This is a genomic window from Vibrio sp. RM-69-4 (assembly GCF_024743775.1).
In the GTDB taxonomy this organism is placed as follows: domain Bacteria; phylum Pseudomonadota; class Gammaproteobacteria; order Enterobacterales; family Vibrionaceae; genus Vibrio; species Vibrio anguillarum.
This window is the reverse complement of record NZ_JAMQXI010000080.1, coordinates 25,674-37,839: the sequence shown is the minus strand read 5'-3', so window position 1 is coordinate 37,839 and position 12,166 is coordinate 25,674. Positions and strand designations below refer to the sequence as shown.

At 46.4% G+C, this 12,166-nt stretch carries 12 protein-coding genes; 10 read left to right on the top strand and 2 right to left on the bottom strand.

The annotated features are described in order from the left end of the window. The first annotated feature begins 53 nt into the window (after positions 1-53). The 5 genes from ftsE (at position 54) to glpG (ending at position 4,277) form a co-directional block, all read left to right on the top strand. Complete coding sequence (ftsE, locus tag NB504_RS17410) at positions 54-728, top strand: cell division ATP-binding protein FtsE (RefSeq protein WP_010316903.1); 675 nt, start codon at positions 54-56, stop codon at positions 726-728. Continuing rightward, positions 718-1,686, top strand: a complete 969-nt coding sequence (gene ftsX / locus NB504_RS17405) for a permease-like cell division protein FtsX (RefSeq protein ID WP_064624133.1) — start codon at positions 718-720, stop codon at positions 1,684-1,686. The genes ftsE and ftsX overlap by 11 nt, the downstream gene beginning before the upstream one ends. Positions 1,687-1,861: 175 nt before the next feature. After that, entirely contained in the window at positions 1,862-2,719 is an 858-nt protein-coding gene (gene rpoH / locus NB504_RS17400) for an RNA polymerase sigma factor RpoH (RefSeq protein WP_013855491.1), read from the top strand. A 395-nt stretch (positions 2,720-3,114) separates the two neighbouring features. Then, positions 3,115-3,435, top strand: coding sequence for a thiosulfate sulfurtransferase GlpE (glpE, locus tag NB504_RS17395; protein ID WP_010316900.1), 321 nt, complete (start codon positions 3,115-3,117; stop codon positions 3,433-3,435). 8 nt (positions 3,436-3,443) lie between these two features. Next, positions 3,444-4,277, top strand: a complete 834-nt coding sequence (gene glpG / locus NB504_RS17390) for a rhomboid family intramembrane serine protease GlpG (RefSeq protein WP_047690446.1) — start codon at positions 3,444-3,446, stop codon at positions 4,275-4,277. 31 nt (positions 4,278-4,308) lie between these two features. On the opposite strand, the gene NB504_RS17385 is transcribed toward glpG, so the two are convergent. Then, a complete protein-coding gene (locus NB504_RS17385; RefSeq protein WP_013855488.1) occupies positions 4,309-4,716 on the bottom strand; it encodes a flagellar basal body-associated protein FliL in 408 nt (135 codons plus the stop codon). A gap of 236 nt (positions 4,717-4,952) precedes the next feature. Here NB504_RS17385 and NB504_RS17380 point away from each other — a divergent pair, with 236 nt between their 5' ends. After that, on the top strand, positions 4,953-5,507 hold the full coding sequence (locus NB504_RS17380; RefSeq protein WP_013855487.1) for a chorismate lyase: 555 nt from the start codon (positions 4,953-4,955) through the stop codon (positions 5,505-5,507). Continuing rightward, positions 5,504-6,358, top strand: coding sequence for a 4-hydroxybenzoate octaprenyltransferase (gene ubiA / locus NB504_RS17375; protein ID WP_088720706.1), 855 nt, complete (start codon positions 5,504-5,506; stop codon positions 6,356-6,358). The genes NB504_RS17380 and ubiA overlap by 4 nt, the downstream gene beginning before the upstream one ends. An 81-nt stretch (positions 6,359-6,439) precedes the next feature. Here ubiA and plsB read toward each other — a convergent pair whose 3' ends face one another. After that, positions 6,440-8,863: a glycerol-3-phosphate 1-O-acyltransferase PlsB gene (plsB, locus tag NB504_RS17370; protein ID WP_258429464.1), complete on the bottom strand. Its 2,424-nt coding sequence runs from the start codon at positions 8,861-8,863 to the stop codon at positions 6,440-6,442. 319 nt (positions 8,864-9,182) lie between these two features. Here plsB and lexA point away from each other — a divergent pair, with 319 nt between their 5' ends. The 3 genes from lexA (at position 9,183) to dinF (ending at position 12,125) form a co-directional block, all read left to right on the top strand. After that, a complete protein-coding gene (gene lexA / locus NB504_RS17365) occupies positions 9,183-9,806 on the top strand; it encodes a transcriptional repressor LexA (protein ID WP_026028591.1) in 624 nt (207 codons plus the stop codon). 94 nt (positions 9,807-9,900) lie between these two features. Then, entirely contained in the window at positions 9,901-10,719 is an 819-nt protein-coding gene (locus NB504_RS17360; protein WP_129532130.1) for a class I SAM-dependent methyltransferase, read from the top strand. Between the two features lie 62 nt (positions 10,720-10,781). Next, positions 10,782-12,125, top strand: coding sequence for an MATE family efflux transporter DinF (gene dinF / locus NB504_RS17355; protein WP_258429462.1), 1,344 nt, complete (start codon positions 10,782-10,784; stop codon positions 12,123-12,125). Positions 12,126-12,166: the final 41 nt, after the last annotated feature.

Below are 12,166 nucleotides of genomic sequence, written 5' to 3'. Positions count from 1 at the left end.
GGTGCTCAATGAGCACCTCATCATCCAATGGAGACTGGTGAGAGGAATAGCGAGTGATTAAGTTTCAACAAGTCAGCAAAGCGTATCGCGGAGGCCGTCAGGCGCTGCAAAAGGTCGACTTTCACTTACGCCGAGGAGAAATGGCGTTTTTGGGTGGGCACTCCGGAGCCGGTAAAAGTACCTTGTTGAAGTTAATCTGTGCGATTGAGCGTCCAACCGATGGGCGCATCAGCTTTAACGGTCACGATATTACGCGTATTCCCAATCAAGATATTCCCTTTTTACGCCGCAACATCGGCATCGTGTTTCAAGATCATCGCCTGCTAATGGACAGAACGGTTTACGACAATGTGGCATTGCCAATGCGCATTGAATCGATTTCAGAAAATGAAATTAAGCGTCGCGTCTCAGCCGCGCTGGATAAAACCGATCTGCTAGACAAAGCCCGCTGTTTACCGAGCCAACTTTCTGGGGGTGAGCAGCAACGAGTGGGTATCGCAAGAGCGGTCGTGAACCGACCTACCTTACTGCTGGCCGATGAGCCTACGGGTAACTTAGACCCAGAGCTTTCTAACCGTGTGCTTAAACTGTTTGAAGAGTTTAACCGTGCCGGAGTCTCTATTTTGCTTGCGACGCACGACATCAGCTTAGTCAACACGCGTCCTCAATATCGTCATTTAGAACTTAACCAAGGTTTTTTAAGCGAGGTAGAAGACTATGGCCGTTAAGTCGTCGAATAAAAGGAACGCGAAAGCACGTGAACCGAAACGGGCCAAAACCGATAGTTTCTTAGCCATCCACTTTAAGCAGGCCAAGGCCTCATTTTCAAGTTTATGGTCACGCCCACTCGGCAATATTTTAACGCTCGCCGTTATTTCGATGGCGCTTGCGATGCCAGCCTGTATGTACCTGCTGAGCAAAAATATCGCGTCTGTAGCCAATAATGTCACCAGCCCTGCTCAGATCAGTGTCTATCTACATGAGCGCACACCTGAAGCACGAATTATGGTGTTGAAAGATGAGCTAGAAAGTTTGGCCGATGTCGCCAGCGTGGAGTACATCTCACCGCAGCAAGGATTGGATGACCTGAGTCAATACGCCGGGTTTGAACAAGCCATTAGTTTATTGGATGATTACGCTTTACCTGGCGTGCTTATTGTTACCCCGCAGGTTGAGCAGCAAGAGCAAATCAAAGCGCTGGCGAAAAAAATACAAGCAGAACAAGACGTCACGGATGTTCGCTTGGATGAAGATTGGCTTGCTAGGTTAAACGCCATTCGAACTTTAGCGGCGATCATTGTCGCGAGTTTATCGGTATTGATGTTGGGCGCTGTATTTCTGATTGTGGGCAACACCTTGCGCTTTAACGTACAAGCCAATAAAGAAGAGATCCAAACCATGAAATTGATCGGTGCCACCGATCGCTACATTTTGCGCCCTTATCTCTATGCTGGCATGTGGTTTGGCTTGCTGGGCGCATTCGCCGCTTGGCTGTTAACCGCTTTTGTGACTGTTTTATTGAACGGTGCCGTTGAAGATCTTGCCCTACTGTATGACAGCCGTTTTCGTCTTATTGGCCTAAGTTGGGATGAATCCTTACTGCTGTTGATGCTCGGTACTTTCTTAGGATGCGTAGCGGCAAAAGTATCTGCGCAGCGTCATTTAAAAGAAATTGAACCAGTTTAGTTGAATATTGTCATATGTAGGCAATAACTGTTGGCTAGCTTTAGCCACAGCACTTGTATAGGCGACTTGTTTATGCATAATAGTTTCCCCTTGCTTGAATCTTGTTCATTTTAGGTTCAAGATTGTCGGGTTAAAAACATCCATTACTCCAGATCAGAAATTGATGAGGAATTGAATGACAAACCAAACGTATCAAATGGCTCTCGTTTCACAAGACAGCTTAGACAGCTACATTCGTTCAGTGAACAGCTACCCAATGCTGAGCGCGGAAGAAGAGCGGTCACTCGCAGAGCGATTACATTACAAAGGTGAAATTGAAGCGGCGAAAGGGTTGATCTTATCGCACCTTCGATTCGTTGTTCACGTTGCTCGTGGCTATTCTGGTTATGGCCTGCCCATGGCGGATTTAGTTCAGGAAGGCAATATTGGCTTAATGAAAGCGGTGAAGCGTTTCAACCCAGAAGTTGGGGTGAGACTGGTTTCCTTTGCTGTGCACTGGATCAAAGCTGAAATTCACGAATACGTGTTACGCAACTGGCGCATTGTAAAAATTGCGACCACGAAAGCGCAACGTAAGCTATTCTTCAACCTACGCAAATCGAAAAAGCGTTTAGGCTGGTTTAATAGCGGTGAAGTGGAAGCGGTTGCTCGTGAGTTGGGCGTTGACCCGGCTGAAGTGCGAGAAATGGAATCACGCTTAGCCGCGCAAGATGCCACCTTTGAAATGTCGGCGGAAGACGATGATTCGAGCTCTTCTTACACGGCACCTGTGCTTTATCTCGAAGATAAGCATTCGGATCTTGCGGATAACATTGAAGCGGCGAATTGGGAGCATCACACCAACAATCGTTTAAGCTTGGCGTTGGCTAGCTTAGATGAACGCAGTAAACATATTGTGCGCTCTCGTTGGTTGGATGATCAAAAAGCTACGCTACAAGAGTTAGCGGAAGAGTATGGTGTCTCAGCTGAGCGTATTCGTCAGCTAGAAAAAAATGCAATGAAGAAGCTAAAGGATGCTGTCGGCGAGTTCTAATCACTGACTCATTGTGAAGCGCATTAAAAACCGAGATCGTAAGATCTCGGTTTTTTTATTTTTGATCACTTTAAGTGATCAAATTTTCAGCGCGCTGATTGTGGATAACTCTGTGACAAAATTATTCGTGAGCTGTCATCAAGTCGGTTAAATCAAGGCTTGAACACCGTTTTATATTTGGGGATATGTATTGTGTTACACACAGAAAAGTAAGGATCATCACTACATGTTGTGGATCTATTTCTCATTTACTACTTTATCAACGCAATCCACAAGATTATCCACAAGTGGCGAAAAAGTGATCAGTGGTGGATAACCTTATAAAGGCCGTGTACTTGATTGCCTTGGGATAGGTTACAATCAAATGCTAAAAATAAAACCAATCAGAGGAAGCGATGGATCAGTTTCAACATATCAATGCTCAAGCAGCACAAGCTTTAATGGAACAACATGATGCGCAATTAGTGGATATTCGTGATGCGCAATCTTTTGCGGTTGCACATGCAAATGGCGCATTCCACTTAACCAACGACAGCATGGTTTCATTTATGGAAAAAAGCGAATTTGACCAACCCATTTTAGTCATGTGTTATCACGGTATTAGCAGCCAAGGTGCTGCACAGTATCTGATTAACCAAGGTTTTGAACAGGTGTATAGTGTGGATGGTGGATTCGAAGCTTGGCATCGTGCAGGCTTGCCCGTAACCAGCAATTAGGATGACTTATGTTAAGACTGATCACGCTCAATAACCCAAGAATGGCGCAAGCCTTTATTGATTACATGGCCTCTCGTGAAATTGAGATTCAAATGATGCCGGAAGGGAGTGGTCAATTTGCGTTATGGTTACTTGATGAGCAACATCAGATTGAAGCCGAAGCGGAACTCAACCATTTTCTGCACAATCCAAATGACAGAAAGTATCAAGCCGCTTCATGGGATGTGGCTGAAAGCCGCAAAAGTCACTTTCAATATCGTTCACCGAGCATGTTGGCGATGCTCAAAGCCAAAGCTGGGCCTTTAACACTGGGCGTGATGATGGTATGCGCCATTATCTTTGCATTGCAGCAGTTTGGGCTAGCCAATCAAGTATTTTCCGCATTACATTTTCCTGCTTTGGCTGGGCAGCAATGGCAGATTTGGCGCTGGTTTAGTCATGCTTTACTTCATTTCTCTGTGCTGCACATCGTCTTTAACTTGTTATGGTGGTGGCAGTTGGGGGGCGATGTTGAAAAACGGCTTGGCTCATTCAAACTTGGACAGCTATTTTTAGTGTCAGCATTGTTGTCCGGTGCGGCTCAGTACTGGGTTGAAGGAGCCAATTTTGGTGGTTTATCGGGTGTGGTCTATGCGTTGGTCGGTTATCTATGGATGCTTGGTTGGAAAGCCCCTCATCTTGGCTTGCAAATGCCCAAACCGGTGATCGGTTTTATGCTGGTGTGGTTAGTGCTCGGGTTTGTGCAACCCTTTATGGCGATTGCCAACAGCGCGCATTTAGCGGGTCTATTTGCAGGAATCGCCTTTGGATTAAATGACGCCAGCCGTCATCGAACTCGTTAAGCAAAACATCAATAGAGCGGCAATCGCTGCTCTATTGATAGATGTATTTAGTAAACAGTAGGTCAGCAATAATGGTTCGGCCTATTTCAGGCAGTAACACCGCGTTGAGCTCTGTGACCAACGTTTTTCTTAAATCTTCCCGACCTGCGAGTGATTTTATCGTCTCTTCGGTCTGTTTACCGAGTAGCTCGACGATGGCATCACGAATCAGTGGTTGGTGCCGTTCAACGGCGGGTAAATCGGCGTCGCTGGATACCATCACGTCGATACGAACTTGGATGTAACCTAACTTATTTCCTTTAGTGAAAAAGTTGGTGGTGAGATCCGGCTCTAAGGTAAAGTACGCCAGCCTAGGCGCTTTTTCATCTTGTGCATAACTTGGTAACGCACAAAACAAGCTTAGAGCGATAATTATTTGGGCTACATAACGTTTAAGCATATTTCTATCTTTTCTTTAGTTGGTTCACGATACTCGAATCGCTTGAGTCTTGTTACAATAGAGCATCGGATTGTAATCAAAATGCTTATCTCGTTGTTTGGAATATACCGCAGTTGTCGCTTCCCGTTTTTACAAGCGGGTTTTTAACCTCCAACCGAGGGATTCTGTGAGTGAGCGCTTTTTATGGTTGTGTTAACCAAAAATGGACCTTTATTGTATGTTGATAAAGCCACTAATTGAATACTAGTATGAATCAATCAATTTCGCTCTATCTGTCTGCTTTGCGAGAAGTAATTTGGCAACAACCTGACGTTTTTTCTTTTCCTGATCAGGTTTCTCAGTCTTGGCTTTTAGAGCAAGGATCATTATCTCGCGTGTTAGAGGCGCAGTGTCAGCAACTGAGCGTTGAACTACTGCACAATAAGCTCGTTGAGGCAGAAAAATTACAGGGCGATGAGATGGCTCTGTTATCTGATGAAGCCTGTTTGTTACGTCAGGTTGTGCTGCGTGGTGATCAACAGCCATGGGTTTTAGGCCGTACTTTAATTCCTCAATCTTCGATGCTGGGTCAGCAATATGACTTAGCGCGCCAAGGTGATATCCCGCTTGGGTTAACGGTTTTTCGTGCTGAGCACGTTAAGCGTGACGCACTACAAGTGGGCTGGGCAATGATGGAAGAGGGGCCGTTGCTTGCACGCCGTTCACGATTATGGATGAATAATAAACCGATGTTAGTTGCGGAGCTGTTTTTACCCTTTTCACCGATTTACTCTAAGGAGAGAGTGTCATGACTTTGGTTAAGGCGCGTGCTTATTGGCAACTGATGCGCATGGACCGGCCAATTGGTTCTTTGCTATTGTTGTGGCCAACCTTATGGGCATTGATTTTAGCCGCGCAAGGTTTCCCCGATCCTAAAGTATTATTGGTATTCGTGTTGGGGGTGTTGTTGATGCGCTCAGCGGGTTGCGTGATCAACGATTTTGCCGATCGCAGAGTCGATGGACATGTTAAACGAACCAAACAGCGGCCTTTGCCTGCCGGGAGTGTGACAACCAAAGAGGCGATTGCACTGTTTTTAACGCTAGGTATCACTTCTTTCCTGCTGGTTTTGACCATGAATCCACTCACGGTTCAGCTCTCCTTTGTTGGTATCGCATTAGCGTTTGTTTATCCGTTCATGAAACGTTATACACACCTTCCGCAGTTGGTATTAGGGCTGGCCTTTAGTTGGTCTATTCCGATGGCATGGGCGGCGCAAGCCAACGAATTACCAGCGGTGATGTGGGGGCTATTTTTGATCAATGCGTTGTGGACTGTGGCGTATGATACGCAGTATGCGATGGTTGATCGTGATGACGATATCAATATCGGAGTCAAATCGACCGCTATTTTATTTGGTCGTTTTGATAAAATCATCATCGGCATTTTACAGTTATTGGTACTGGCGTTGATGATCGCACTTGGTGGCTATTATCAGTTAGGGGCGAGTTTTTATTGGTCAGTATTGGCTGCAGCGGCTCTGTTTGTTTATCAGCAGCGTTTAATTCGTCATCGTGATCGTGATTTATGCTTCCACGCTTTTCTCAATAACAATCACGTTGGCATGGTGTTAACGTTGGGCCTGCTTTTTGCGTTTTGGTAAGTAGTTCACTAGTTTTTGTAAGTACTTCACGAATAAAGTAAAGGCATCCATTGGGATGCCTTTACTGTTTCTTACGACCGATTAGTTCGCTTGGCAGAGACTTTCTTGAATGGTTAAGCGAATTTCAGGATAGAGCATCGAGTAAAGTAGGCGTGCTAGCTGAACGGTTGGTTCTAAATGGCAATTGCCATCAACATCCAAATAGCCCTGCTCTTTGAGCGTGACAAATAGGGCGGAGAATACCCCTTTATCAAAAAACTCAGGGGCATTGATGCCATGCAAACGGCCAAGACGTTGTGCAATTTCTTGGCTTTTTTGCTCTAAATCAGATTTGCCCACTTCAGGGTTAGCAACCAATAGATTGAGAGCAATCGCGTAGCGTTGTAGGGTTTCTGAAATGGTACGACCGAGCAGCATCAACACTTGTGTTTTGGCTTGGTTAATGGCCACGACACCCTCTTCTAGCGTCACTAATTGTTGACGTTGCAGTTCGTTAACGTAAGCGTTGACTACATCTGCGAGTTCATCTTGCGCAAAGCTTAAAAACAGCTCCTGCTTTAAGAAGGGATAAATCAGTGCCACATTGGCGGTTATCTGCTCTAGTGATAGCGTTTGCTGGCGGATCAACATCTGCGCAATCAGTGAGGGAATGGCAAACAGATGAATGATGTTATTGCGATAGTAGGTCATCAAAATCGACTGATTGCGGTCAAGAGAAATAATCTCACCCATGGTATCGGATTCAATTACAAACTTGTCGAGCGACTGTGCGTGGTTAACCAGTTCTTCCGCACTGGCTTTAGGCACAGTGCAGGTTGCTGAGTAGCGCACGTTATTTAGTAGCGATAAATAGCAGTCGATTTGCTTAACCAAATTGTCACGAGCCAGTGCGCTTTGGCGTGAAGCAAGTAACGCGGTGGCACACAAAGTTAAGGCATTGGCCGCCGCCGCATCGTTAATGTGCGTCATCATCTTGGTGGCCAGTTGGTTAACAATAGGGTTGATCCACTGCGGCTTGGTGCTGCCCATAGGGTCAATATCTTGCGTCCATTCTGGCACTTGCTCGTTGAGGTATTGGTTCAACGGGATCGGTTCGCCAAAATTGACATAGCCTTGGCCAAAATTACGCAGCTTGCGAATCGTGCGCAGCACTAAACCCGCATTTTCTTTCTCTTTGCTTTTGCCGCGTAGCTCTTTGGCGTAAGTGCTTACTTCCATCACGTGTTCATAACCGATATAAACCGGCACGAGGGTCACCGGGCGGTTAAGGCCGCGCAACATGGCTTGGATGGTCATCGCCAGCATGCCTGTTTTCGCTGGCAGTAAACGGCCAGTGCGTGAGCGGCCACCTTCGCTGAAATATTCAACTGAATAGCCTTTGGCAAATAGCTCGGCTAGATATTCGCGGAAAATGGTCGAATAGAGCTTATTACCTTTAAAGCTGCGACGAATGAAGAATGCGCCGCCACGGCGGAAAATCGGACCGGCTGGGAAAAAGTTCAAGTTGATTCCGGCAGCAATATGCGGTGGCACCATACCTTCGCGATACAGCACATAAGAAAGTAAGAGATAATCCATATGACTTCGATGACAAGGGACATAGACAATCTCGTGTCCATCTTGCGCAAGGCGACGCACGGTGGCGGCATTATTTATATTAAGCCCTTGGTAAATGCGGTTCCATAACCAGCCCAGTATGCGTTCTCCTTTCTTGATTAAGGAGTAAGAGAAATCAGCGGCAATCTCATCCATGATGTCATGCGCTTCTTTGCGCGCTTTTTCGAGGGAGATATTGTTGGCTTTCGCTTGATCTTCAATCGCTTTTTCAATCGCTTGTGATTTAATTAGGCGGTTAAACAGCGCTTGGCGATTGGGCAAATTTGGCCCAGAAGCTGCCAGCTTTTGGCGAGAGAAATGAATACGAGCCACTCGTGCCAATTTATGCGCGATAGATTCGTCGGTGCCGTGTGAATCAGCCATATAGCGCAGTGAAACGACGGGGCTAAAGCGCACCATGCAATCGCGTCCAGCAAAAATTACCGCGAGTGCTTTTTGTGGGCCATTTAAGGCTTGGAGATAGGGTTTCTCTTGCCCCTCTTTACCTGGTTTACGTCCCCAAAGCACCGTCGCTGGGATCATTTGAACGTCCAATTCCGTATCAAACTTATGTAGCTCAAGCAGTTCAGAAAAAAGAGCGATAGAGTCACTAGGAACGTGCTGATCACTGCGCATCAAGGTTGGGCGCGCCGAGATGAAAACATAACGGGCAAAACTTTTGCCGTTTAGCTCAAGTGGTTGCAGCGGGTCAGGTAAACCCAGTTCTTTGGCGTGAGTTTGCAAGGTGAGCAAATCAACACTTGAGCGAAAAGGTAAGGCGTAAACAATCGGCTTGTGAATATCAATGCCGTGGTCTTCTATTGGATTAGAAGGGATCGCCGTGCCTTTGACCAACGCAGACAAAGGTAATTTTAGTAGTGAACGAGATAATGAGTGTCCAGAAGACATAAAGGTCGTCGCCTCAAGAATATTTCAATATGCTTAAGCGCATGTCCATTTCCCTGTGAGTTGATACTCAGAGAAATCGATATGCGCCGAAGCGGCTAGCTATTTTTGAGCCGCAAGGATACCAGAAACTGGTCAAACCTTTTAATCATTATTGTTTAGTAAAACAGCATCACTTGCGAGCGCGGTGAGTGAATCGGTGAGGTATTTATCGGTCGATTGCGGCATTTTTTGTAAATAGCCAAAAAATAAGCGTCCGCTCTTCCATTTATTCGATTACTGGATATACTCACAGTTAACTGTATAAACAGACAGGTGAGATATGAAGCCGTTAACGCCCCGCCAGCAACAAGTATTTGATCTTATCCGCAGTAAGATCGACGAAACCGGAATGCCACCGACTCGCGCTGAAATCGCACGCGAGCTGGGTTTTCGTTCCGCCAATGCCGCAGAAGAGCATTTAAAAGCACTGGCTCGTAAACAAGCGATTGAGATTATTCCGGGTGCCTCTCGTGGGTTGCGTATCTTACTTGAAGCTGCCAATGAGCCAGAAGATCTTGGCCTGCCTTTAATTGGTCGAGTCGCGGCGGGAGAGCCTATTTTGGCGCAAGAGCATGTCGAAGCGCATTACCAAGTGGATCCCAATATGTTTCGCCCTCAAGCGGATTTCTTACTGCGTGTGCAAGGCGAAAGTATGAAAGATATTGGCATTATGGACGGTGACTTACTCGCGGTGCACAAAACACAAGACGTGCGTAATGGGCAAGTGGTAGTGGCGCGTGTTGAAGATGATGTGACGGTAAAACGTCTAGAACGCAAAGGCTCTACCGTGTTATTGCACGCAGAGAATGAAGCGTTCTCACCGATTGAAGTGGATCTTAAATCTCAGCAGCTCACCATTGAAGGTGTGGCCGTCGGCATTATTCGCAATACCGATTGGATGTAATTTATTATTGAGATCTATTCTCAATAACTTGTCATTCTAACTGATATTCATTATCATCTTCTTTGTTGTTACATCGAGTTGCGACATAAGGAAGATGGTAATGCCTACCGATAAACATTCACTAACCCCACGTCATCATATTCCAACCAATTTAGTTCAACCGTTGTGGTTTCGTAGCCGCGAAAGTTTGGTTGATAACGGGTTAGTGTATGATCCGATCGCTGCAAAGGCCTGCCAGAGCTGTCACTTAGCCCCCGAATGTTTAAGCGGTGATATCGATCAAAAACAATTGCTGCATGCGACCTTAACGCAATTGTGCGATCAACAAGTGCGCGCGTTTATTGAGCGTAACCCTGATGGATGGATCATTAATGTCGGTGCAGGGTTAGATACCCGTTTTTATCGGGTAGACAACGGGCGTTGCCATTGGATAGAACTCGATATCACCGAAAACCTGCTGTGGCGGCAGAAATTGTTTCATCGCAGTGAGCGTTATCAACATGTGTGTGGCAGTGTCGATGATCTTCAGTGGTTGGATGCATTGCCTATTGCGGAATCCTCAGCCGTTTTAATCGTTTGTGAGCATGCGTTATTAGATTGTACGGTACAGCAACTCACTTATTTTATCCGCGCATTGGGTTTGCATTTTTCTAATGCGGCGGCTTGTTTAATGCTGGCTGGAGACAAAACTGCTTCCGCTTTAGGTCAGAAAATGGGCTCAGGCCATTACGGACATGGTTTTGCTAATCCAACCGAAGCGGTACTCAATGTCTTGCCTTGGGCTTCGTCGGCAAAAACGTTTTCACCGCTCGATCAACATTGTGGCCGCTGGAAATTATGGCAACGTTGGTTAAGTAAGGTGATGGTTTACAAGCTGCGCTTAACACCCGTTTTAGTTTATGTCCGTTGGTGAGTAACCGCTAGCCGTCCTCCTATCACTCCGCTACACTTTGCTCTCACCCATGAGAGGTCAACGTGTTGCAATCTATTTTACAAACGTTATCGAATCGTTCCGTACATCGACAAGTGTTGCTACTGGCGATACCTATGGTGCTGTCCAATATTACCGTACCGCTGTTAGGTTTAGTTGATGCGGCGGTGATTGGTCATCTGGAACACGCTTGGTATTTAGGTGGGGTAGCACTTGGCGGTACGGTAGTCAGTGTCACTTTCTGGTTACTCGGTTTTTTAAGAATGTCGACCACAGGCCTTGCGGCGCAAGCATACGGTGAACAATCGTCACAAAAACTGGCGTTAGTCTTGCTGCAAGGGCTCTTGATGGCACTGGCATTTGCGTTGCTGTTTTTGATTCTGCATCGATGGATTGGTGATGCGATTTTTTCAGCCAGCAGTGCCAGTGAGCAAGTAAAGCAATATGGGTTGCAGTATTTTGTGATTCGAGCGTGGAGTGCGCCCGCCGCATTGGCCAACTTTGTACTGCTCGGCTGGCTGTTAGCCACGCAAAATGCCAAAGCGCCAATGTGGATGGTAATCATCACTAACTTAACTAACATCGCGTTGGATATTCTGTTTGTGTTGGGTTTCGGCTGGAAAGTGGAAGGTGCTGCGCTGGCATCGGTTATCGCCGATTATGCGGGCATGAGCTTTGGCTTACTGTGTGTTTGGTGCTATTGGTTGCGGCATCAACTCCCTTCGCCACTGCAGCTAGGTGTTTTAGTGACACAAGGTCTTAGCCGCTTTGTGAAATTGAATCGCGATATTTTCCTGCGTTCACTCTGTTTGCAGGCGGCGTTTAGCTTTATGACCTTTCAAGGGGCGGCGTTTGGCGATCAAACTGTGGCGGCTAACGCTGTCTTAATGAGTTTTTTGATGATGATCTCCTATGGCATGGATGGTTTCGCTTATGCGATGGAGGCCATGGTTGGCAAAGCGATTGGTGCAAAAAGTGAGACGCAGCTCAAAAGTGCTCTGATCGGCAGTTTTTTCTGGAGTGCGCTAATCTGTTTAGCGTTAACGGTGATGTTTGCGGTGTGGGGATCGGCGTTGATCACGCTGATCACTGACATTAACGCAGTTCAGCAAGCGGCTAACCGTTATCTACCGTGGCTGGTGGCGATGCCGTTAACCGCGATGTGGTGTTTTTTATTGGATGGTATTTTTATCGGCGCGACCAAAGGTAAAGAGATGCGCAACAGCATGTTTGTCGCGATGTGCAGTTTTTTCAGCGTTTTCTATCTGGCTCAGTCTTTGGGTAATCACGCCCTGTGGATGGCGATGATCAGCTTTATGGCGATGCGCGGCATCAGTTTAGGTGTGGTCTTTATCTCACAATGGCGACGCGGTGTTTTTCTCACTTGATCACCGAATCTATCCCTAAGCACCTCACTCACTAGGTTACC

Excerpts from the sequence above, each read along its gene's own strand:
- ftsX (WP_064624133.1), top strand. The coding sequence starts at position 718 with ATGGCCGTTAAGTCGTCGAATAAAAGGAACGCGAAAGCACGTGAACCG.
- rpoH (WP_013855491.1), top strand. The coding sequence starts at position 1,862 with ATGACAAACCAAACGTATCAAATGGCTCTCGTTTCACAAGACAGCTTA.
- glpE (WP_010316900.1), top strand. The coding sequence starts at position 3,115 with ATGGATCAGTTTCAACATATCAATGCTCAAGCAGCACAAGCTTTAATG.
- glpG (WP_047690446.1), top strand. The coding sequence starts at position 3,444 with ATGTTAAGACTGATCACGCTCAATAACCCAAGAATGGCGCAAGCCTTT.
- NB504_RS17385 (WP_013855488.1), bottom strand. The coding sequence starts at position 4,716 with ATGCTTAAACGTTATGTAGCCCAAATAATTATCGCTCTAAGCTTGTTT.
- ubiA (WP_088720706.1), top strand. The coding sequence starts at position 5,504 with ATGACTTTGGTTAAGGCGCGTGCTTATTGGCAACTGATGCGCATGGAC.
- plsB (WP_258429464.1), bottom strand. The coding sequence starts at position 8,863 with ATGTCTTCTGGACACTCATTATCTCGTTCACTACTAAAATTACCTTTG.
- lexA (WP_026028591.1), top strand. The coding sequence starts at position 9,183 with ATGAAGCCGTTAACGCCCCGCCAGCAACAAGTATTTGATCTTATCCGC.
- NB504_RS17360 (WP_129532130.1), top strand. The coding sequence starts at position 9,901 with ATGGTAATGCCTACCGATAAACATTCACTAACCCCACGTCATCATATT.